Annotated in this window: 18 protein-coding genes and 1 tRNA gene; 8 read left to right on the top strand and 11 right to left on the bottom strand. The window is 51.9% G+C overall.

The annotated features are described in order from the left end of the window. Nucleotides 1-128: 128 nt before the first annotated feature. The 9 genes from JF44_RS0114525 to JF44_RS0114485 form a co-directional block, all read right to left on the bottom strand. On the bottom strand, nucleotides 129-905 hold the full coding sequence (locus JF44_RS0114525; RefSeq protein WP_033069680.1) for an MBL fold metallo-hydrolase: 777 nt from the start codon (nucleotides 903-905) through the stop codon (nucleotides 129-131). Next, entirely contained in the window at nucleotides 902-1,720 is an 819-nt protein-coding gene (locus JF44_RS0114520; protein WP_033069679.1) for a TatD family hydrolase, read from the bottom strand. The genes JF44_RS0114525 and JF44_RS0114520 overlap by 4 nt, the downstream gene beginning before the upstream one ends. Further along, nucleotides 1,717-3,276 carry a methionine--tRNA ligase gene (gene metG, locus JF44_RS0114515; RefSeq protein WP_033069981.1) on the bottom strand — a complete coding sequence of 520 codons (1,560 nt, stop codon included), beginning with the start codon at nucleotides 3,274-3,276 and terminating at the stop codon, nucleotides 1,717-1,719. Before metG ends, JF44_RS0114520 begins: the two co-directional genes overlap by 4 nt. 86 nt (nucleotides 3,277-3,362) lie before the next feature. Beyond that, complete coding sequence (locus JF44_RS0114510; protein ID WP_033069678.1) at nucleotides 3,363-4,469, bottom strand: DNA polymerase III subunit delta'; 1,107 nt, start codon at nucleotides 4,467-4,469, stop codon at nucleotides 3,363-3,365. A 3-nt stretch (nucleotides 4,470-4,472) separates the two neighbouring features. Beyond that, nucleotides 4,473-5,129 carry a dTMP kinase gene (tmk, locus tag JF44_RS0114505; RefSeq protein ID WP_033069677.1) on the bottom strand — a complete coding sequence of 219 codons (657 nt, stop codon included), beginning with the start codon at nucleotides 5,127-5,129 and terminating at the stop codon, nucleotides 4,473-4,475. Next, the gene (locus JF44_RS0114500) at nucleotides 5,126-6,289 is read right to left on the bottom strand and encodes a serine hydrolase (protein WP_033069980.1); all 1,164 of its coding nucleotides are present in this window, start codon (nucleotides 6,287-6,289) and stop codon (nucleotides 5,126-5,128) included. Before JF44_RS0114500 ends, tmk begins: the two co-directional genes overlap by 4 nt. A 152-nt stretch (nucleotides 6,290-6,441) precedes the next feature. Beyond that, entirely contained in the window at nucleotides 6,442-7,485 is a 1,044-nt protein-coding gene (locus tag JF44_RS0114495) for a septal ring lytic transglycosylase RlpA family protein (RefSeq protein WP_052065944.1), read from the bottom strand. Between the two features lie 72 nt (nucleotides 7,486-7,557). Then, nucleotides 7,558-8,562, bottom strand: coding sequence for a lytic murein transglycosylase (locus tag JF44_RS0114490; protein ID WP_052065942.1), 1,005 nt, complete (start codon nucleotides 8,560-8,562; stop codon nucleotides 7,558-7,560). A 23-nt stretch (nucleotides 8,563-8,585) separates the two neighbouring features. Continuing rightward, complete coding sequence (locus JF44_RS0114485) at nucleotides 8,586-9,410, bottom strand: YdcF family protein (protein WP_033069676.1); 825 nt, start codon at nucleotides 9,408-9,410, stop codon at nucleotides 8,586-8,588. Between the two features lie 161 nt (nucleotides 9,411-9,571). Between JF44_RS0114485 and JF44_RS0114480 the strand changes: the two genes are divergently transcribed. Then, nucleotides 9,572-9,661, top strand: a tRNA-Ser gene (locus JF44_RS0114480). A 106-nt stretch (nucleotides 9,662-9,767) separates the two neighbouring features. After that, complete coding sequence (locus tag JF44_RS0114475; protein ID WP_033069675.1) at nucleotides 9,768-10,106, top strand: zinc ribbon domain-containing protein YjdM; 339 nt, start codon at nucleotides 9,768-9,770, stop codon at nucleotides 10,104-10,106. A gap of 83 nt (nucleotides 10,107-10,189) precedes the next feature. Here JF44_RS0114475 and JF44_RS0114470 read toward each other — a convergent pair whose 3' ends face one another. Both JF44_RS0114470 and JF44_RS0114465 read right to left on the bottom strand, forming a co-directional pair. Continuing rightward, on the bottom strand, nucleotides 10,190-12,430 hold the full coding sequence (locus JF44_RS0114470; RefSeq protein WP_033069674.1) for a TRAP transporter permease: 2,241 nt from the start codon (nucleotides 12,428-12,430) through the stop codon (nucleotides 10,190-10,192). Between the two features lie 130 nt (nucleotides 12,431-12,560). After that, nucleotides 12,561-13,535: a TAXI family TRAP transporter solute-binding subunit gene (locus JF44_RS0114465; RefSeq protein WP_033069673.1), complete on the bottom strand. Its 975-nt coding sequence runs from the start codon at nucleotides 13,533-13,535 to the stop codon at nucleotides 12,561-12,563. A 301-nt stretch (nucleotides 13,536-13,836) separates the two neighbouring features. Here JF44_RS0114465 and JF44_RS0114460 point away from each other — a divergent pair, with 301 nt between their 5' ends. The 6 genes from JF44_RS0114460 to deoC all read left to right on the top strand — a co-directional run bounded on the left by JF44_RS0114460 (nucleotide 13,837) and on the right by deoC (nucleotide 20,464). Next, entirely contained in the window at nucleotides 13,837-15,783 is a 1,947-nt protein-coding gene (locus JF44_RS0114460; protein WP_033069672.1) for a methyl-accepting chemotaxis protein, read from the top strand. 376 nt (nucleotides 15,784-16,159) lie between these two features. After that, nucleotides 16,160-16,933 carry an ABC transporter ATP-binding protein gene (locus JF44_RS0114455; RefSeq protein WP_033069671.1) on the top strand — a complete coding sequence of 258 codons (774 nt, stop codon included), beginning with the start codon at nucleotides 16,160-16,162 and terminating at the stop codon, nucleotides 16,931-16,933. An 88-nt stretch (nucleotides 16,934-17,021) separates the two neighbouring features. Beyond that, on the top strand, nucleotides 17,022-17,819 hold the full coding sequence (locus JF44_RS0114450) for a transporter substrate-binding domain-containing protein (RefSeq protein WP_033069670.1): 798 nt from the start codon (nucleotides 17,022-17,024) through the stop codon (nucleotides 17,817-17,819). Between the two features lie 108 nt (nucleotides 17,820-17,927). Further along, a complete protein-coding gene (locus JF44_RS0114445) occupies nucleotides 17,928-18,620 on the top strand; it encodes an ABC transporter permease (RefSeq protein WP_033069669.1) in 693 nt (230 codons plus the stop codon). A gap of 3 nt (nucleotides 18,621-18,623) precedes the next feature. Then, complete coding sequence (locus JF44_RS0114440) at nucleotides 18,624-19,367, top strand: ABC transporter permease (RefSeq protein ID WP_033069668.1); 744 nt, start codon at nucleotides 18,624-18,626, stop codon at nucleotides 19,365-19,367. Nucleotides 19,368-19,630: 263 nt separating this feature from the next. Beyond that, the gene (gene deoC / locus JF44_RS0114435) at nucleotides 19,631-20,464 is read left to right on the top strand and encodes a deoxyribose-phosphate aldolase (RefSeq protein WP_052065940.1); all 834 of its coding nucleotides are present in this window, start codon (nucleotides 19,631-19,633) and stop codon (nucleotides 20,462-20,464) included. The last annotated feature ends 1 nt before the right edge of the window (nucleotide 20,465 follow it).

Genomic DNA, 20,465 nt, shown 5'->3' with positions numbered 1-20,465 from the left:
GAACGAAGAGATTATAGAGCGTCTTGACTGAACTGAGATCGCGGTGTTTTGGAGGCCCAATAAGCCGGTAGAAAACCTTAACCAGCTCGCTTCAATAGGTTTGTGACTCGGGTTTTGGAGCGCAAAGCCTAGTTCACGTTAATCACTAACCCGTCGTATGCCGGTTCAACATGATCCGGTGTATCAGCCATTGCCTGGGCGTAATCGAACTGGATGCTCATATGGGTCATATAGACCTGTTTGGGTTTGTATTCTTCAACCCAGCCCAACAGCTTTTCCAGGTGGGCATGTGTGTTGTGAGGCCGATGTCGCAGGCAATCAACGACCCAAACGTCAAGATCATACAGATGTTGTTTGGACTCTTCGGGAAACTCAACAACGTCTGTCGAATAGGCAAATTTGCCAATTTTAAAGCCAAGCGTCTCGCCATAGCCGTGGTCTTGCGAGAATACGGTTATTGGCACCCCTGCTGCCTCAAACGACGGACCTGTAATCACATGCGGGACCAGGACCGGTTTGAAAAAGAACTCAACCCCCTCCGGCAACGGTGTGAAGACATAGTTGAAGCGGTGATCGATATCCGAGATCGTTTGTGCATTGGCGTAGATATCAATTGGCCGTTCCATGGCAACATTTAGCCAGCGGACATCATCAATTCCGTGCACATGATCTGCATGCGAATGGGTAAACAGGATCGCATCAACGTGATCAATATTATGGTCCAAGGCCTGCTGACGAAAATCCGGCGTGACGTCCACAAGGATCTTCTTGCCGGCTTCTTCAATCAGGATTGAGCTGCGAAGACGCCGGTTTCGCGCATTCCAAGGATCACATTTGCCCCATCCAAGGCCGACGGATGGTACGCCATTTGAAGAGCCGCAGCCGAGAATGGTTACTTTGGTCACTGGGTGCCGTCTCCTGGCACGATGAGGTGTTTTCGATCTGCTTTTGTGAACAGTCTAAAGAAGTTATCCGTGGTAATTCGGGTGATTTCTTCGGTGCTGACATCTTTGATTTCGGCAAGTTTTGCTGCCGTATGGGCAACGTAGCTCGGCTCGTTTGGTTTGCCACGCTTGGGAACCGGCGCCAAGTAGGGGGCATCGGTTTCAACCAATAAACGGTCCAGCGGGACGTCTTCAAGAGCGGCACGGATTTCCTTGGCGGAATTGAACGTAATGATACCCGAACAGGAAATATAAAACCCGATCTTAAGTGCGCGCTGTGCAAGTACGGCCGAGCTTGAGAAGCAATGAATAACGCCCGGAAACGGCCCTTGTTCATATTCTTCTTCGAGGATATCCATCGTGTCATCATCCGCATCACGGGTATGCACGATCAATGGCAGCCCGGTTTCGCGGCACGCTGCAATATGGGCACGAAAGCTTTCCTGCTGTGCGTCGCGCGGGGCGTTGTCATAGAAGTAATCAAGTCCGCTTTCACCAATGCCGATGATCTTTGGGTCAGATGCCTTTTCGATCAGTGCGGCGGGGCTTGTAAGCCCCTCCTCGCCGGCTTCGTGTGGATGGACGCCGATCGTGCAATAGATATGATCTGCCTGCTCTGCGACTGCGCGCACCTGATCAAAGGTCGTCAATTTGACACCAATGCTGACCATCATGCCGACACCAGCATTTTTCGCACGTGCGATGGTCCCGCTTAGGTCATCGGAGAACTGCGGGTAGTCCAGATGGCAGTGGCTGTCGACAAGGGCGACATTCATGCCTTCTCTCCTTCCTCTTCAACATAGCGCGGGAACACACCAGCCGGTTTCGGAATTTCAGAACCCGGTTTCAGGGCGTGATCGGGCCCAAGGCATTCGTAGCCCCGCTGATCGTCGGAAAGGACCAGTTGATCAAGAATTTTGGCCGCAGATCCCGGCATGATCGGCTGCACAAGAATGCCCACATGGCGAATGACTTCAGCCAGAACATAAAGAACCGTTTCCATACGCGCCGGATCGGTCTTTTTCAGACCCCAAGGCGCCATTTCATCGACATAGCGGTTGGCATCACCCACAAGGCTCCAGATCGCTTCAAGCCCCTTGTTAAAGGCCTGTTCGTCAAACAGCGGACGCACGGTTTCAAGCATACCATGGGCTTTGGCAAGAATTTCCGTATCTGCCTCGGTAAACGTACCCGGTGTTGGCACGGCAGCATTGCAGTTCTTGTGGATCATTGACAGAACGCGCTGACACATGTTGCCAAGATCATTGGCAAGTTCACTGTTCATGCGGTTGATCATCGACCGATGGGAAAAATCGCCATCATTGCCAAATGGCACCTCACGCATCAGGAAGTAACGCGTCTGATCCAGACCGTATTTGTCGGTAAGGTCATACGGATCAATGACGTTGCCAATCGATTTGGAGATCTTCTGACCTTCGTTGGTCCACCAGCCATGAGCAAAAACGCGTTTGGGCGGCGTGATGCCAGCAGCCAGCAGGAATGCAGGCCAGTAAACAGCATGGAACCGCAGGATATCCTTGCCGACCATATGCAGATCAGCAGGCCAGAACTTTTCAAGTTTCGCCGGGTCTGCATCGGGATAGCCAATTGCGGTCAGGTAATTGGTCAGAGCATCAAGCCATACGTACATGACATGGTCTTCATCACCTGGGACCGGCACCCCCCATTTAAAGCTGGTACGCGATACCGAAAGATCATGCATGCCACCTTTGACAAAGCTGATCACTTCGTTGCGACGTGACTGCGGCGCAATGAAATCCGGGTTTTGGTCATAAAATTCCAAAAGACGCTCGCCCCAGGCCGAAAGCTTGAAGAAATAGCTTGGCTCTGACACCCACTCTACCGGTGCGCCGGTCGGTGCAAGTTTCTCGCCGTCTTTTTCAATAAGTTCTTTTTCGCCGTAGAACGCTTCATCACGGACCGAATACCAGCCGTCATAGGAACCAAGATAAATCTCGCCCTTTTCAAGCAACGTATTCCAAAGTGCCTGACAGGCCTTTTTGTGACGTTCTTCGGTTGTGCGAATGAAATCGTCGTTGGAAAAGTTCATGTGAACCGCAAGGTCGCGGAAATTCTGTGACACCTGGTCGGTAAAGGTTTGCGGATCAATACCCTTGGCCGCGGCCGATTTGTCGACCTTCTGACCGTGTTCGTCCGTTCCGGTCAGGAACATCACGTTATAACCGTCCAGGCGCTTGAAGCGGGCCAGAACGTCACAGGCAAGCGTCGTATAGGCATGGCCAATATGAGGCTTGTCGTTGACGTAATAGATCGGTGTCGTGATGTAATAGGGCTGTTTGTGCCCGGTCATGGCCGCAAATCCTTCGCGCAAGTCGTGAAACAAAACGGCCCGAAATGGGCCGTTATGGTCAAAATTTCGGTGTGTGGGCAGTGATGTCAGGTTCGCATGCATTCTTCAAGCATGAAGAATGCATTGAGCAAGGCTTGCTTGCGATCAAGATGCAAACCGCGGGTCGCGCCCATCAATTCGGTGATCTTTTCCCATACCTCCAGCCATTGATCAAGCGGTTGCGCGGCTGCCATGCGTTGCATGGCTGGCAATTCACCGTCAACGACTTCTCTGGGGGCTTGTCCGGTGGCGGCAAAACGGATCATGCGTGCCAGCCACCAGTGCAGAAGTTCTGTGATCGTGGCAAAGGCAGCATCCTTGTCTGCAGGCGAAAAACGCTCAGCAAACTTGTGCTGGGCTGCGACATCCGCATTGGGCAACGCAGATATAATATTCACAAGATCTGTATACAGCTCAAGGCCACCGACTTCATGTAGTTGAAGCGCCCTGCCAATACTGCCCTCGCCCAGTCCGGAAAGTGCGTCACGCGCCCCAAGATCCATATCTGGACAATACCGCCCGAGTAGGTCAACCACCTGATGGTCTTCAAGCGGCCCAAGATTAAGACGACGACAGCGCGATCGAATGGTCGGCAACAATCGCCCCGGATGATGGGCAATCAAAATCATCATGGCGTTGGCCGGCGGTTCCTCAAGAACCTTTAGAATGGCGTTTGCAGCATTGCGGTTTAGTTCATCTGCCGCATCCACGATTACAATTCGCCACCCGCCTTCTGCGGATGTCTTGGACATGAAGTTGCCGACAGTTCGCACACTGGCAACTGTAATTTCGCCCTGCAGACGCTTTTTCTTTTCGTCATATTGGCGTTCAATGACTTTGAGGTCACCGTGACCGCCACCGGCAATTCGGCGCGCTACCGGGTTGTCTGGATCGACATAAAGCCCTTCGGGTTGATCGCCAAACAGGCCTGCACCGCCATTGTCACCGCCGCCAGAAAGAATGAAACGTGCCATTCGATAGGCCAATGTTGCCTTGCCGACACCACGGGGCCCACAGAGAAGCCACGCGTGATGCATACGTTTACTGTTCCAGGCATCAAGAATGGTTTTTTCGGCTGCTTCGTGACCAAGAAGCGCATCGTTTCGGCGCGGATCAAAGGGGTTTTCGTCTTCGACAATGTCAGTTGCTGCCATGGGTCAGCCCCCCTGCCCGGCAAGATGACCCTGAACAACGGAAACAACACGTTCTGTTACTGTTTCAAGATCACCGCTGGCATCGATGACTTTGCAACGGTCCTTCTGGTTTCCAGCAATTTCCTTGAAACCGTCGCGCAGGCGCTGATGAAATTCTAGTCCCATGCGTTCAAAACGGTCTTCCGCAGCACTGACATTGGCAAACCGTGTCCCGGCCCTTTCAAGACCAAGCTCGATCGGCAAATCAAAAATAAGCGTCAGGTCGGGCTTGAAGTCGCCGATCGCCAGTTTCCAAAGATTGCGAATATAGTCTGCGCCCAGTCCGTGACCATATCCCTGATAGGCCACAGATGAGTCGGCAAAACGATCACATAAAACGACTTTCCCGTTTGCAAGCGCAGGGCGAATGGTGCGTTCAACATGATCGCGGCGCGATGCAAACATCAGCAGTGCCTCTGTCACCGCATCCCAACGGCCTGGATCACCTGTTAGCAGCAGGTTGCGTATTTCTTCTGCCCCGGGCGACCCGCCCGGTTCACGCGTTACGACAACATCTTTGCCCTGATCCCGGAACCATTTTTCAAGACAGCGTATCTGGGTTGACTTTCCGCTGCCTTCTCCGCCCTCAAAACTGATGAACAAACCGGGCTTATGGTTCACCCGTTCGCCCCCCAAAGCAGGTATTTGATGGCAGCGCCGATCCGGCCAACAAAGCCAAGACGGCCGACATCATGGGCGGCATAAAGCGGAAATTCGATGACATCCTGATCCGGGACTTCGACTTTCAGGGTTGCAATTTGATCGCCCTGGCTGATCGGGGCAGGAATTGGTCCATCATAAACAACCGAAACCTTCATATCCCGGCTTGCACTGCGTGGCAGGGTCAGAAGAACTTCCTTGTCGGCGACAAGATCAACTTTGGTTTCTGATCCCAACCATACATTGGCAGAGCTTACTGTTTCGCCATCAGCAAACAGGTCATAGTTGTCGAACTCACGGAAACCCCAATCCAGAAGTTTTTGGGATTCTGTGCGACGTTCACGAACCGACCCCAGGCCATTTACAACGATGATCAAACGGCGGCCATCGCGTTCAGCCGATGCGGTCAGGCCATAGCCTGCTGCTTCTGTATGCCCGGTTTTAAGGCCATCGACACCGGCACTGGTACCCAGCAGCGGATTGCGGTTTGGCTGACGAATGCCGTTGTAGGTGAATTCCTTGACGGAATAGAGTTCGTAAAGTTCCGGGAAATTACGAATGGTATCGCGCGCAAGGACCGCAAGATCACGCACGGTAACAAGGTGTCCTTCAGCCGGCCAACCCGTCGCGTTTTTAAATACAGACTTTGTCATGCCGATATTGCGCGCTTCCTGGGTCATGGCTTCGGCAAAGGCTTCTTCGGTGCCAGACAATCCTTCTGCAACAACAATTGCTGCGTCATTGCCCGACTGCACGATGATGCCGTGAAGAAGGTCGGAGACCGAAACGTTGGAGTTTACCTCGACAAACATTTTCGACCCGCCTTTGCGCCAGGCTTTCTCGCTGACGTGGAAGGTATCGTCCATGGAAACCCGACCATCCTTGAGATACTTGAAAAGCATGTGGACGGTCATCATTTTGGTCATCGATGCAGGCTCGGTCAGGGTATCCCCTTCTTTGTCGAGCAACACGGCACCGGTATCAAAATCCATGATAAAAGCTTCGCGCGCATTGGTTTCAATTGCCTGCGCACTGGTCATCGACATTGCCATGACAGACCCAAGGATAAAGGCCCCGGCCACTACCCGGTTCAGACTGTTTTTGAACGGAATTGGTGGCATGAAAGTCATAGCGTCCTAACCCTGTAATAATAATTCTGTAACCACCGGGAACCGGTGTATTCGCTGCATTGCCTATGTCGCAAATTGGGCGAAATTGTGCAAGACCTGCGCGGTCGAGTTTTCAAATCGGTAGCATAGTGATCGATTTTTGATCAACAACCTGATGTTGCCGCTCCACCATCGGCGCATTCCACAACAACTTTCGCCCCGTTTTGCCCGGTTGCAATCACGCGTTCCAGCAAGATATCGGCTTCCGGAACTGTTTCCAATGGACCAAGACGCACCCGGTAAAAGGTTGTGCCTTTGACCTCTATCGGTTCGATTTTGCTCGGCGCGAGTTCATATAGCCGATTACGAAGGTTAAGCGCGTTGTCATAGATTGAAAAGGCACCCGCTTGAACATAGATCGATGACGGGGCAACTGGCGTTACTTCGACAACAGCCGCCTCCTCAACCACACCATCAAGCGGCTCTGCCTTGACACTGGCTGAAGATGAGGGTGGTGCTAGCTTGACCTGCGAGGTTGTTGGTGTGCTACTTTCGGTCGGGGGTGCATCATCGAGACGAACCGTTTCAACGACATCACGCGGTGCGGCACTGACCGTGTTTTGTTCCGCAACAGTTACTGCCGGTGCGGCCTTGCCCTGAGCGATAGCGGCAATCTGGCGACTTTCGGCCTCAATAACTTCGACCAGAACCTTGGCGGTTCCTTTGCGTTCAAACCCTAAAAGCTGAGCTGCACGGCGTGACATATCGATGATACGGCCATGTGCAAATGGTCCACGATCATTGACGCGGACCTTAAGCGATTTGCCATTTTCCAGATTGGTTACCCGAACGATGCTGGGCAGTGGCAAGGTACGGTGCGCCGCAGATACTTCATACTGGTCGAAAATCTCGCCATTTGCGGTTTTCTTGCCGTGGAACTTCGGACCATACCAAGACGCGATGCCGGTTTCGGTATATTCGTAATCGACCGCCGGGTAATACCACTGACCGGCGATTTCGTATGGATTGCCGATCTTGTAGTTTCCGATTTGGGTCGGCTGGGCCTGACCGCCCAGCCGTTTAACGCCATGGACTGCAAGCTGCGTTTCCGCACAACCCGCCAGCAGCAACCCCAAGGTTGCGACCACCATTGCAAGGCGACCTTTGGTCTGCAAATGTGCGAACGCACTTTTTCGTGGTTTGGGCATCAAGGTGTCCCCGTTGCTAGATGCTCTGTCCATGCCGGTTCAGGTTAACGGACCCTTTCCGAACTTTCTTGTTTAACGGCCCGCAATCGCATCTGCCAGTGTGCCAACGGCAATCGCGAAATAGGTCGACCGGTTCCAATGCATGATGGTGTGGAAGTTCTTATAAACCATATACGCAGGACCTTCACCGTCATTTACGATGACAATTGATGCATCCATATCAGCCGATGGCAAATCAGCACCGTTTGGCATCCGAATACCAATCTTTTGCCATTCAGAGATTGGTTTGCGGATATCGCGACCTTCCAGTTCGGAGTCAAACCCATCCGGAAGGCTGACTTTGCGGCCCCAACGCTCATCCGCATGCCACCCAACGGAGGACAGATAATTTGCCGCGGATGCAAACACGTCTTCCTTAGCCCCCCACAGGTCAATTTTACCGTCGCCATTCCCATCGTGGGCATAATTCAGGAAAGTGGACGGCATAAATTGCGCTTGTCCCATTGCCCCGGCCCAGGACCCGGACATCTTTTCCGGCGCAATATGACCGGCATCAATAATGGTCAACGCGTTCATCAGCTCTTTGCGGAAATATTCTGCGCGGCGGCCCTCAAATGCCAGGGTGGCCAGCGAATCAACAACGGAATAGCCGCCGGTAAAGCGGCCAAATCCGGTTTCAATCCCCCAGAAAGCTGTCAGATAGTGGCCGGGCACACCGAACTTCTTGGCCGCCGCGTCGATGATGTCGCGGTTTTCAGCGTATTTGCGGCGACCCTCATTGATGCGTGATTGCGGAACAACACGCTGCAGGTATTCCTCAAAGGTCAGTTTGAATTCTGGTTGGCTGCGATCGTATTCGATGACCTTCGGGATGGGTTTTGTATTGGCAAAGGCAACGTCCAGCGTTGCTTCGGAAATGCCTTTGGTTGCGGCTTCTTTCTTGAATTCAACGAGCCATTCGTCAAACCCTTCAGTCGTGAACTCTGGAAGTTTCTCGTCAGTTTGGGCGAAGGCCGGTGCATTTGCCGACATCACGGCAACTACAGAGGCAGCGGCAAGCAATTTCCAGAATTTCATCAAAGCCTCATCCAATTAACTATTCAATTTTCAGTCCCCGGCGCACTTGGCCCAGGAAACCATGCATCTGTTCGGCCAGTCCAATAATAGGCTGTCAAACCAACCCATTCTCGCAAAGCACGACCTAAACCTTTGATACCGCCAGAGACGTTAAGACTTGCTAAATGGAGGGTGTCTCGGGTGAATCTGTCGACAGGATATGGAACCACATTCCAGCCCGCTTGTCGGAAAGCGCCAACGGCGCGTGGCATATGATGGGCAGAAGTGATTAGAACCCAAGGCTTTTGTGCAAGAGCAGGCCAATCACGATAGACCATCTCCATCGACTTGACGGCATTCTCGTGCGTGTTGCGTGATGCCTTCTCGAAATACATATTCGACGTTAGAAGGGCCGAATCGTTAAGCCATTCTTCCAGAACGGCGGCTTCGCTAAAACCGCGTTCAGTCAAATTGCCATCTCCGCCAGTGAAAAGAACCGGTTTTTCTGGGAATTTGTTGGCAAAACTTAGCATCGTGAAGATCCTGTCAGCTGATGCGCCAACATGCATTTCACCCCGTTTCAGGTAACTGTAGGGATCAAGGCTGCCCGCCAAGGTCACTGCACCAACAAATTCTGTGATATCAAGGTCCGGTTTCTCAAATCGGGTTTCAAGTGTTTGGGACAGCATCGCACCCACCGGAACGACCGTTATCAACAGGGATGCAGCAGTTACAAATACAAGTCCGCCCAGCGCGAATTTACGTGTCCTTTTCAGAATCAGCAGCCCAAACAGGATTGCAAGAAGAAGGCCATGCATGAAAGCTGTATTGATCAGAACGCCAAGTGTTTTTGATAAAAAATAGAACACGCTTGAAATGCCCGAAAATGAGAGAAACTGTGACTGTCATAACCATACTGAATTCACTTAAATTCACCAGCATTCACTGAGATAGTGGATTGCCCTATTGACAGGTTGTCATCGCCAATTTATTGAAGGCGCCCAGAGCAAAGAGCTCCAACCACATTTGCGGAGAGGTGGCAGAGTGGTTGAATGCAACGGTCTTGAAAACCGTCGTGCCTTTACGGGTACCGTGGGTTCGAATCCCACCCTCTCCGCCACGCCTTCTTATCATCACAGCAGCCGTTCTATTCTCGCGAATTAGCCTGATTGTGGCGCGTAAATCGTATCCGCTGTGAGCTATCAATTCGCAGAAAGAACCGTGATATGAGCGAACTACCGCCTTGCCCCAAATGTGAATCGCCCTATAGCTACGAAGATGGTGAATTGTTGATTTGCCCGGAATGTGCACACGAATGGTCTCCTTCGGGAAATCAATCGGATGAACGCACCATCTGCGATTCCAATGGCACGCCTCTTTCTGATGGCGACACGGTTTCTGTGATCAAGGACCTTAAGGTCAAAGGATCATCGTCAGTAGTAAAAGTGGGAACCAAGGTCAAAGGCATTCGCCTTGTTGACAGCGATCACGATATTGATTGTAAAATCCCCGGCATTGGTCAAATGGGCCTCAAATCCGAGTTTGTTAAAAAGGTTGCTGAATAAGCAACCGGACTAACGATGGAAAAGAAAAAAGCGCACCAGATCAGATCGGTGCGCTTTTGTCATTTCGGGTCTGCGAGGTACGCTTAGTCAGCGCCCCCGGTACGGAAGGTTGATCCCGGCTTAGGTTTAAGGACGCGTTGGATAAACAGCGTACCAACCGCGACGCCAATGCCGATCAAATCGGTAATCAGCCCGCCAGAGATCATGAACAGGGCCGCAACGATTAGCAAAGCGCGCAGGAACCAGACAGCCGCACGGCCAAGGAACCAGCCCTGTACGCCCGATGAAAGCAGGAATACCCCGACAACCGCTGTGACAAGTGCCTGTCCAATCTGCAGATATGTCCCATCCATCAAGATGGAAGAATTGTAGAAGAACATGAATGGCACGATGAAGGCTGCAATCCCGATTTTGAACGATGCAACCGATGTTTCCATCGGGTTGGCCCCGGAAATCCCGGCAGCGGCATATGATGCCAGTGCCACCGGCGGTGTGATCGCCGAAACAACGGCAAAGTAAAACACGAAGAAGTGGGCCGTAAGCGGTTCAATTCCAAGGTCAATCAGACCCGGCGCAACCACAGACGCCGCTACGGCGTAAGCTGCGGTCGTTGGCATCCCCATCCCCAGAAGGATGGCAATCAACATCGCAAAGACCAGTGCAAGAAGTTGCGATGCCTCTGCCAGTCCCAACAGCAAGTTGGAGAAACGAGCACCTACGCCGGTCAATGCAATCACACCAACAATAATGCCGGCACAGGCACAGACCGCGATAATCTGGATCGACATGCCACCGGCCAGTTCAAATGCCTTGGCAACCGAACGCGCCCCAACACGGTTGGGGGTTAGCCAGCTGACGACAACGGCAGCGACCGTTGCAAGCGTCCCGGCGCGGATCACAGAATAGCCCATGAACAGCGCAATGATCAGAATGATGATCGGTAAAAACAGGAAAACCTTTTTGATCATCACATCAAAGCGCGGCAGTTCATCTTCGCGCATGCCGCGCATACCAAGTTTTGCCGCTTCGAAATCAACCATGAAATAGATCGATACGAAATACAGGATCGCCGGAATAACGGCCGCAATCGCAATATCGGTATAAGGAATGCCTGTGATTTCAGCCATGATGAAGGCACCCGCCCCCATGATCGGCGGCATGATCTGACCACCCGTGGACGCTGCAGCTTCAATCGCGCCGGCAGTTTTTTTGTGATAGCCAACCTTTTTCATCAGTGGAATGGTCAGCGACCCGGTGGCAACAACGTTGCCTGCCGAGGTGCCATTAATCATGCCCATCAGGCCGGATGCGAAAATCGCCACCTTTGCCGGCCCGCCGCGGGCACGGCCTGCGACCGAGAAGGCAAAGTTAACAAAATAATCGCCAACTTTTGAAGCCTGCAGGAAGGCTGCGAAAATGATGAACAGGATGATATAGGTCGAGGATACGGCCGTCGTCGGGCCGAGGATACCGGCATCGGTGTAAACTTGGCTAAAGAAGCGCTGCCAGGTGATGGCCGGTGACTGAAGGAATCCTGGCAGGAATTCACCAACGAAGACATAAATGAGAAAGATCGTTGCGATGATAACCAGTGCCAAGCCTGCGACCCTGCGGGTCAATTCCATGATCAGCAAAGTACCGGCAACGGCGGCAATCGAAATCCCGATCGGCGCAAACGGCGTCCCGGTTGAGTTGCGCATCAGTGTGCCGTAAATCGTGATCAGATAGACCGCAACCGCAAAGCCGCACACGCAAAGGACAAAGTCCGGGGCGGAATATTGATTGCGCGCCGTCTTGTGGAACCAGGACAGGACGATACCGCCAACGGTCGCGACCATAAGCGGTGCACCAAACAGCCAAGTTTCATTGAACTTCATGGTGGCATCAATGCCGTTCCACATGACACCGCCCTGGATGTCAAAGGCAAAGCTGATCGCCATGCCCGTTGCGACAAAGGCCGGAACCAGAAGGATATAAGACAGATACCCAAGGAGCGGTGTTGCCGTACCGGGTTCATCGTTAAATTTATTGGCCGAATACCACAAAAAACCAAGTGCAAGCGCACCTGCAACGTGGACAATTCGGAAGTTCCAGGTTTCGAGCGGAAAGTCAGGGAGAAGCGGCAGATCAACGATCCCGAACGTCATGCCCGACAGGGAAACACCATTGAGTGCCAGCATATGGAAGGCTGCGTAAATTGCCGCAGAAATTGTGATGAAGGTCAGTCCCCTGCCCTCAAACATGCGCCGGTTATGTTCGACGGGTTCTTCGTCGACACCATCGGCAATAAGGTGTGCGTCTTCCACCTGGCTCTTATCGGTCATGTTTTTCCCCACACTCACGCAAGTTTGTTATTGGCCTTATTAGGGTCAGTTTATAAGCAAGCTGGCAATCAAAATATGGCGGATCGTCCATAAGAACGATCCGCCCTCTTGGATTTTTTGCAGAACGATATTAGTTGATCATGTCTGCCGGAATGGATGCACCATTCTCGTTAAACCATTTGGCAGCACCCGGGTGCCACTTCATGACTTTGTTCTTGTCCCAGTTTGCCGGAACAGTCGAACGTGCTGCACGATGGATCGAAACCATCCGGTCATTGTCAGACATCACAACATCGGTCGCTGCGTAGACAAAGCTTTCGGGCAGATCACAGTTGGCAATAGCGAAGTTCCACATCGAAACCGAACGCGCCGGTTCCGTCAGCGTGGTGTATGTGTCGGCCGCAATGTCAAACTGGGATACCGGGAAGGCATCCATGATTTGCGCCTGCTCTTCTTCGGTAAACTCGATGATGTTCACGTCAGTCTGGACTTCAAGCTGGCTAACAGCGGGAACCGGAACACCTGCTGCGAAGGCAATAACGTCAAGCAAGCCGTCCTGCAACTGACCACCAAGGTCGGACCAACCACCGTTACGACGTTCAAAATCGACACCGAGCTCTTCAAGCATACGCGGGAAGTAGGTATCGGACGTTGAACCTGCCGGGCCAAAGCCGATTTTGGCACCAGCTGGAATGTCAGCAACAGAACCGATGCCCGAAGACGACAGCGCCGTGATCGAGAACGGCGTCTGATACATCGGGAACATTGCACAGGCATTGGTCATTTGAAGACCCGGTGCAATCGGGTTTGTCCCAGCAAGGGATTCCGCAGCCGGACCCATTGTGGTCATGCCAAAGGCAGCTTCACCCGTGTGAACGAGTGCCATGTTCTGCATCGGGCCACCGGTGACTTCGCCGCCGCCCGAAATGCCAAGTTCTTCAGCAACAAGGTTTGCCCAGCCTGAACCGTATGCGAAATAGGTGCCGCCCTGTGATGCCGTGCCAACGGTGAAGCTTTCCGGCCAACCGCTGCGATCCTGTGCTACAGCAGCCGTGCTCCCAAACGCGAACGCGACAGCCATCCCTGCAAATAATGCACGTTTCATCAATTTCCTCCGTTTATCGGTATTTTGAGAATTCGCCACAAATTCTTCCCTCATATGGGAAAAGTAGAGGTTGATGGCAATGTGGTACTTAATCAATAGCGAAAACGGAAATAAATCATAGTGATGTCGTTCTCTTATGTTCTTCAACTTTAGTTGTAGTGCGTGCAGAAATATTCCGTTTGGAAATGCTTGGTTGTACCGTAAGCCACTTATCGACAAGGCCAATCAAGTAACGGGTTGTAAAAGCCGAAATGGAACACACTTGTAATAGTTAGTTCATTGTTTTCGGGGGGATGCGTGGATGTCGTTGAATATCGGTAGTCGGATACTGCTTGCTGCGGCAATGATCGTTGTCGCAACTTTTTTAGCTTTCATCTTGTATTTTGATTTTCAACAGCGGAACTCAATCCAATCGGCCCTGCAGTCAAAGTTGACAGAAAGCGGGGCTCTTGCCACAGCCGGGATTTCCAACTGGCTTGACGGTCGCCGCCTTTTGGTCGAGAGCCTGGCAAACAACATCGCACGCGACAGTTCACCAGCCACTGTTGCTGAAGTGGCAAGCGGCGAAGCTTTGGCTGAGTCATTCATCTTCTCGTATTTTGGCAGTGCTGACGGCGTGATGACGATGTATCCGTCAGAAGAGCTTCCGGCAGACTACGATCCACGCAAACGCCCATGGTATTCTGATGCCGTATCAGTTGGCGATAGCACGCTGACTGAACCATATACCGATGCATCCACCGGCCAACTGATCGTCACCGCGACCACACCTGTTTTTGATGGTTCAAACCTTCTTGGCGTTGTTGGGGGCGATATCGACATCGGTATTCTGGGCGATCTTGTACGCAGTATTGATCTTGGCGGCATCGGGTACGGTTTTCTTGTGAATGATCAAGGGACTGTCCTTATTCATCCAAATGCCGACTTCACCCTGAAGCCCATGGCAGAAGTTTTTCCTGACAACACACCAACCGTTGCCGAAGGCATGGAAAATGTAATGTCAGGTGATGGTGAGCAGCTCTTTACCTTCTTTAAGGTGAACGGCCTGCCTTCCGTTAACTGGTATCTGGGATTTGCGCTTGATCGGGATGCGGCCTACGCATCCCTTAGCGAATTTCGTTATACCGCGATCATTACGGCAGTGATCGCTGTATTGGCGATTATGGGGTTAATGGGAATTCTGGTTCGGACGTGGGTTTCCCGCCCTGTTTTGAGCATGACATCGGCAATGACGCGCCTTGCCAAGGGTGAGAAAGACGTCGAAGTCCCGGGCACAGAACTTAAGGACGAAATTGGTTCAATGGCAGCGGCAGTGTTGGTGTTTAAAAACAATGCAGCTGAGGTCGACCGACTTGCCCGCGAAAACGAGGAAGCGACAAAACGCGCCGCCGATGAACGCAAACACGCGCTGGATCAGATGGCCGATAACTTTGAAAAAAGTGTCCTGTCGATTGTAGAAACCGTTGCCGACGCTGCTGAAAAAACGCAGACAGTTGCAACACAGCTCTCGGCCAATGCCGAAGAATCAACGACCCGTGCGGCGGCCGTTTCTAGTGCTGCCAACCTGACGACAGAGAACGTACAAGCCGTTGCCTCCGCGACTGAGGAGCTTTCTGCGGCAATTCGTGAAATCGGCGCGCAAGTCACGCAATCCATCGAAGTTGCCACCGAGGCAGTTGACGGTGTCAACAATACAACCGCCACTGTTACCGAGCTTGCAGAAGCCGCAGAACGGATTGGAAAGGTCGTTGGTCTTATTCAGGATATCGCCGGGCAAACAAACCTTTTGGCCCTGAACGCTACCATCGAAGCCGCCCGTGCAGGCGATGCCGGTAAAGGCTTTGCTGTGGTGGCAGGCGAAGTAAAGTCACTTGCCAACCAGACAGACAAGGCAACGGGCGATATTCAGATTCAGGTAGACGGCATTCAGGGATCATCAACCCGTTCCGTTTCGGAAATAGGGTCGATCTCCGGCACGATCGAACGGATCAATGAGTTCTGCAATGCGATTGCAGCGGCCGTTGAGCAACAAGGTGCTGCAACACAGGAAATTGCAGACAGCGTTCAACGCGCCGCATCAGGAACCCAGGAAGTGTCCCAAAACGTTTCAGCTGTTTCGGATGCTTCCAACATGGTCAGTCAAGAAGCCAATTCACTTTTGACGTCATCGCGTGAAATGCGGGAACTTGCACAACGCCTTCGTGAGGAGGTGTTGGGCTTCCTGAGATCCGTGCGCGATAACGATTAACCGTCCATAAGAATGCAGGGCAAAGCCAAAATTGGCGACGCCCTGCACTGCTTTGGAGGGAATCAGAAATACGTCTGAACCAGTCCTGTGTCGGTATTTCGTAAATACCGAAATTTCCAAGTAGTTTTTTATTGCGTAAAATCCCTTACTGCTGCACGATTTGTGCGATGCGGTCGCAAACGATGACGTGTAACCACCTGAAACCGCAGGTTTCTTCATAAAACTGCAAAATATCAGTGGAAATACTCCTGTTTGACAGGCAATTATTGACGCCATGAGAGGCGCTTTCGGCGTGTCTTGTGGGGGAGCATTCACATTTTGGATGCTAAGGCGAAGAAAAGTTACTGACTCTCAACAGGGAAATTTTTAACTCGATATGAGCAAAAACATACCCGCCCTGGAAGTCGAAGGGATGTTCAAAAGCTTTGGGGATCATGAAGTCCTCAAAGGCATTGATCTTACGGCGAATACCGGGGACGTTATTTCGATTATTGGCTCGTCCGGTTCTGGTAAGAGTACGTTTCTGAGATGTATCAACCTGCTTGAAACGCCAAACGCAGGAAAAGTTCACGTCAAGGGTGAGCTTATCAAGATGCAGACGCTTAAGGACGGATCACAAGAACCTGCTGACAAAAAGCAACTGCGGCGGATCCGAACCAAACTGGCCATGGTTTTTCAGAGCTTCAATCTCTGGAGCCATCTGACCATTCTGGAAAACGTCATTGAAGCGCCGATCCATGTTCTTGGTGTTCCCAGGAAAGAGGCGATAGAGCGCGCAGACGCATTGCTGCAAAAAGTCGGCATGTTTGAAAGACGGGATTATTACCCCGGTCATGTATCCGGAGGACAGCAACAGCGTGCTGCGATCGCCCGGGCGCTTGCGATTGAGCCGGATGTTCTTTTGTTCGACGAACCGACTTCAGCACTGGACCCGGAATTGGTCGGTGAAGTGCTTAAAGTGATGACAGACCTTGCAGAAGAAGGTCGCACGATGCTGGTGGTGACCCACGAAATGGGATTCGCCAAGGGCGTATCAAGCCACGTAATGTATTTGCATCAGGGCCGGGTTGAGGAATTTGGCAATCCGACTGATGTATTTGAGAATCCAAAATCGGATCGTATGAAGCAATTTCTTCAGCGCGATTTCTGATTTCGGCAGATCAGGGCGTGGTGTGTCCTGATCGCAAGAATGGCAGCACGTCGTTGCTCGCCATTCCAATCAACAAGGGAGACTATGAATGAAAAACTGGATCAAGGTTGCATCTGCCGCAGCAGTTGGCATTGCACTGAGCGCATCGGCAGCAAATGCTGCATGGGATAAAGTTGTTATTGCGACCGAAGGCGCCTACCCTCCGTTTAACGAAATTGATGCCAATGGCAACCCTGTCGGGTTTGACGTTGATATCGCAAATGCGCTTTGCGAAACGGCGGAATTGAACTGCGAAATCGTTACACAAGACTGGGATGGCATGATTCCGGGTCTTCTGGCGAAGAAATATGATGCGATCATCGCCCAGATGTCGATCACCGAAGAACGCAAACGCTCCATCGACTTCACCAATTATTACAGCGCAAGCCCGGCCGTCTTCGTCGGCAAGGAAGGCATGGAAGTAAGCGCCTATTCCGATGGCGAAGTTGTTGATGGTGCCCTTGATGGCATGGTTGTTGGTGTTCAACGTTCGACCACGCACTCTTCGTTCCTTGAAGATAACTTTATGGACACCGAAATCCGTCTTTATGACACCCAGGACAATGCACTTCTTGACCTGGTTGCTGGTCGTATCGACGTAACGCTTGCTGATTCCGGCGTTTTGCTGAAATGGGTTCAGTCGGAAGACGGCAAAGGCTTTGCTTTCGTATCTGACGCATTCGCTCCGGAAGAATGGTTCGGTGCAGGCGAAGGTATTGGTATTCGTCAGGAAGATCAGGACCTTAAAGAAATCTTGAATACGGCGCTGGCAGAAATCATTGCCAATGGCACCTATGAAGAGATCAATAAAAAGTACTTCCCGACCATTGATCTGCATTCGCGTTGATCAAAGTGCTTTCGGGGGCGGCATTTGGTTGCCGCCCCTTCCTTTTTCTGCTGGTCCCGGTCATGGCATCACGGAATGCGAATGACCTAAAGGCTTGCTGGAGACACCATGTTTGATTTGTATGGTCGCGGTTGGCAAATGCTTGAAGGCGGACTGGTTACAATCCAGCTTTGCCTGACCGTTCTGCCGTTGATGATTGTTATCGGGCTTTTGGGGGCATCGGCGAAATTATCGCAGTTCCGCAGCCTTAGAATTATTGGGGAAAGCTATACGGTTATCATCCGTGGCATTCCCGAACTTTTGATTATTTTGTTGATCTATTTTGGCGGCACGATAGCCGTGCAGAACTTTGTGAGCTGGTTTTCCGGCGAAGAAGTGCGTGTCGATATTCCAGCCTTCTGGTCTGGTGTTGCTGCCCTTGCACTCGTTCAGGGGGCGTTTGCGTCAGAAGTATTCCGGGCTGCAATGCAATCCATCCCGGTTGGTCAGATTGAAGCCGCAACAGCTTGCGGTATGACACCCGCCCAGATTTTCTTGCGCATTAAATTGCCGCAGCTTTGGCGTTTTGCACTGCCGGGGCTGAACAACCTGTTTCAGGTTCTGATCAAGGATACGGCACTTATTTCTGTCGTCGGTGTTGAGGAAATCATGCGTAAAGCAGCCATTGGTGCAGGGACCGAGAAGGCACCGTTTACCTTCTATCTGGTTGCGATGCTGATGTTCCTTGCGTTTACCACGGTCTCTCTTTTTGTGTTCAACCGGTTGGAAAAGCGGGCAGCCCGCGGGATCGCGAGGGCATAAAACATGTTTGAAGATTTCATCTATGTCCTGACAAAATACGACGTGTGGCTGTGGCGTGGTTTTCTTTTGACCATACAGCTTCTGGCGATATCGGTTGTGCTTGGCACGATACTGGCTATCCCGCTTGCTGTGGCCCGTGTTTCTAAAAATGTCTGGGTGCAAGCCGTTCCCTTTGGTTTTATCTATCTTTTTCGTGGAACGCCGCTGATCGGCCAGCTGTTCATGATGTACTATGGTGTTGGTCAACTTGTTGCCGATATTGATGGTATTCAAGATCACTGGTCTTGGGCATATCTGCGCGACCCATATTGGTATTGTCTTTTAACGTTTGTTTTGAACACCGCGGCCTATGTTGCTGAAATCATGCGAGGTGGCATTCAGAACGTTCCAAATGGCGAAGTGGAAGCCGCACGCGCATGCGGCATGAGCCCGTTTACGACATATCGCAGGATCATTTTCCCGCGCATGTGGCAAATGATCTGGCCTGCGTATACCAACGATGTCATTTTCACACTCAAGGCAACATCGCTTGCATCGACCGTAACCTTGATTGAATTGACCGGCGCAGCCCGCAAAATTGTCGCAAGAACCGCCCTGCCCTATGAAGCCTTCATCTCGGCGGCAGTGATTTATCTGATCATTGTCTACAGCCTGACACTGGCCTTCAAGGCAATCGAAAAGTACCTTCGTCGAAGCGACAAGCGTGCTGACAACGTGCAAACAAAGGCCAAACCTGTTGTTCCCTGACCCGCGAAAAATTCCATAGACGACAAATTGGGGAATGGTGCCGCGACCAAAACACACGGTTGCAAGCAACAGTCCGTTTGGAAGTTTCCATATTCTGATTGAAACTGTGTTTTGAGACGGATCGATTGATTGCGGGAACAAGGTTGGATACCTTTCTGTGCGATTGATTGATCCGTTTTATTTTCAGTGCCACTTGTTGTCACCGCATTGGCTTGATGACCTACCGACCCTAACTGCGCACCGCGCATTGCAAGGAATGCTTGATGTTTGATCCGAAATCCGTCTCCGAGATTATTTCTGCTGCCAAGGATAAGGCTGTGGCAGATGCGGATACCGCGCGCCGCGCCATTTCTGTTCTGGATTTGACCAGTTTGAACGATGATGACACGCAAGAGGTCATTGAAGCCCTTTGCAAGCGGGCACAAACCCCGGCGGGAAACACTGCTGCTGTATGTGTTTATGGCCCGTTCATTGAAACGTCCTGGCGTGCGCTTGGGCAATCGGGCGTGAAGACGGCGACGGTCGTGAACTTCCCTGACGGTGGCACGAACGCGCAGCGTGTTGGTGACGAGACCGCCAACTTCGTCTCCAAAGGTGCTGATGAGATTGACGTTGTTTTGCCCTACAAGGATTTTATTGCTGGTGACACGGCCATCGCAGCAGACGTTCTGGACGCCACGCGTATGGCATGTGGTTCAATGACCACCATGAAAGTAATCCTTGAAAGTGGCGCGTTTGATGATCTGACAAAGGTTTATGAAGCTGCCCGCCTTGCCATCAAACATGGTGCGAACTTTGTGAAGACATCGACAGGAAAAGTTCCCGTCGGCGCGACACCGGAAGCCGCCGTTGCAATGTTAACCGCCATTCGCGACGCACGCGATGAAGATGGCATTGAGGCCGGGTTCAAGGCATCGGGCGGCGTTAAAACCACCGAAGATGCGGCCCTGTATATCGCACTTGCCGACCACATCATGGGTGATGGCTGGGCCAAACCGGAAACCTTCCGCTTTGGCGCAAGTGGTGTTTTGACAGCATTGCTTGAAACATGCGGTGTTTCATCTGATGGCACTGCCGGTCCGACTGGCAACTACTAGA

The organism is Thalassospira australica (assembly GCF_000763295.1).
GTDB lineage: Bacteria > Pseudomonadota > Alphaproteobacteria > Rhodospirillales > Thalassospiraceae > Thalassospira > Thalassospira australica.
The sequence above is the reverse complement of the archived record's forward strand: the minus strand, read 5'-3'. Positions and strand labels throughout refer to the sequence as shown.

Excerpts from the sequence above, each read along its gene's own strand:
- JF44_RS0114500 (WP_033069980.1), bottom strand. The coding sequence starts at position 6,289 with ATGCCACCAATTCCGTTCAAAAACAGTCTGAACCGGGTAGTGGCCGGG.
- JF44_RS0114450 (WP_033069670.1), top strand. The coding sequence starts at position 17,022 with ATGAAAAACTGGATCAAGGTTGCATCTGCCGCAGCAGTTGGCATTGCA.
- JF44_RS0114470 (WP_033069674.1), bottom strand. The coding sequence starts at position 12,430 with ATGACCGATAAGAGCCAGGTGGAAGACGCACACCTTATTGCCGATGGT.
- JF44_RS0114440 (WP_033069668.1), top strand. The coding sequence starts at position 18,624 with ATGTTTGAAGATTTCATCTATGTCCTGACAAAATACGACGTGTGGCTG.
- JF44_RS0114475 (WP_033069675.1), top strand. The coding sequence starts at position 9,768 with ATGAGCGAACTACCGCCTTGCCCCAAATGTGAATCGCCCTATAGCTAC.
- metG (WP_033069981.1), bottom strand. The coding sequence starts at position 3,276 with ATGACCGGGCACAAACAGCCCTATTACATCACGACACCGATCTATTAC.
- JF44_RS0114490 (WP_052065942.1), bottom strand. The coding sequence starts at position 8,562 with ATGAAATTCTGGAAATTGCTTGCCGCTGCCTCTGTAGTTGCCGTGATG.
- JF44_RS0114510 (WP_033069678.1), bottom strand. The coding sequence starts at position 4,469 with ATGGCAGCAACTGACATTGTCGAAGACGAAAACCCCTTTGATCCGCGC.
- JF44_RS0114445 (WP_033069669.1), top strand. The coding sequence starts at position 17,928 with ATGTTTGATTTGTATGGTCGCGGTTGGCAAATGCTTGAAGGCGGACTG.
- JF44_RS0114465 (WP_033069673.1), bottom strand. The coding sequence starts at position 13,535 with ATGAAACGTGCATTATTTGCAGGGATGGCTGTCGCGTTCGCGTTTGGG.
- JF44_RS0114460 (WP_033069672.1), top strand. The coding sequence starts at position 13,837 with ATGTCGTTGAATATCGGTAGTCGGATACTGCTTGCTGCGGCAATGATC.
- deoC (WP_052065940.1), top strand. The coding sequence starts at position 19,631 with ATGTTTGATCCGAAATCCGTCTCCGAGATTATTTCTGCTGCCAAGGAT.
- JF44_RS0114455 (WP_033069671.1), top strand. The coding sequence starts at position 16,160 with ATGAGCAAAAACATACCCGCCCTGGAAGTCGAAGGGATGTTCAAAAGC.
- JF44_RS0114495 (WP_052065944.1), bottom strand. The coding sequence starts at position 7,485 with ATGCCCAAACCACGAAAAAGTGCGTTCGCACATTTGCAGACCAAAGGT.
- JF44_RS0114520 (WP_033069679.1), bottom strand. The coding sequence starts at position 1,720 with ATGAATGTCGCCCTTGTCGACAGCCACTGCCATCTGGACTACCCGCAG.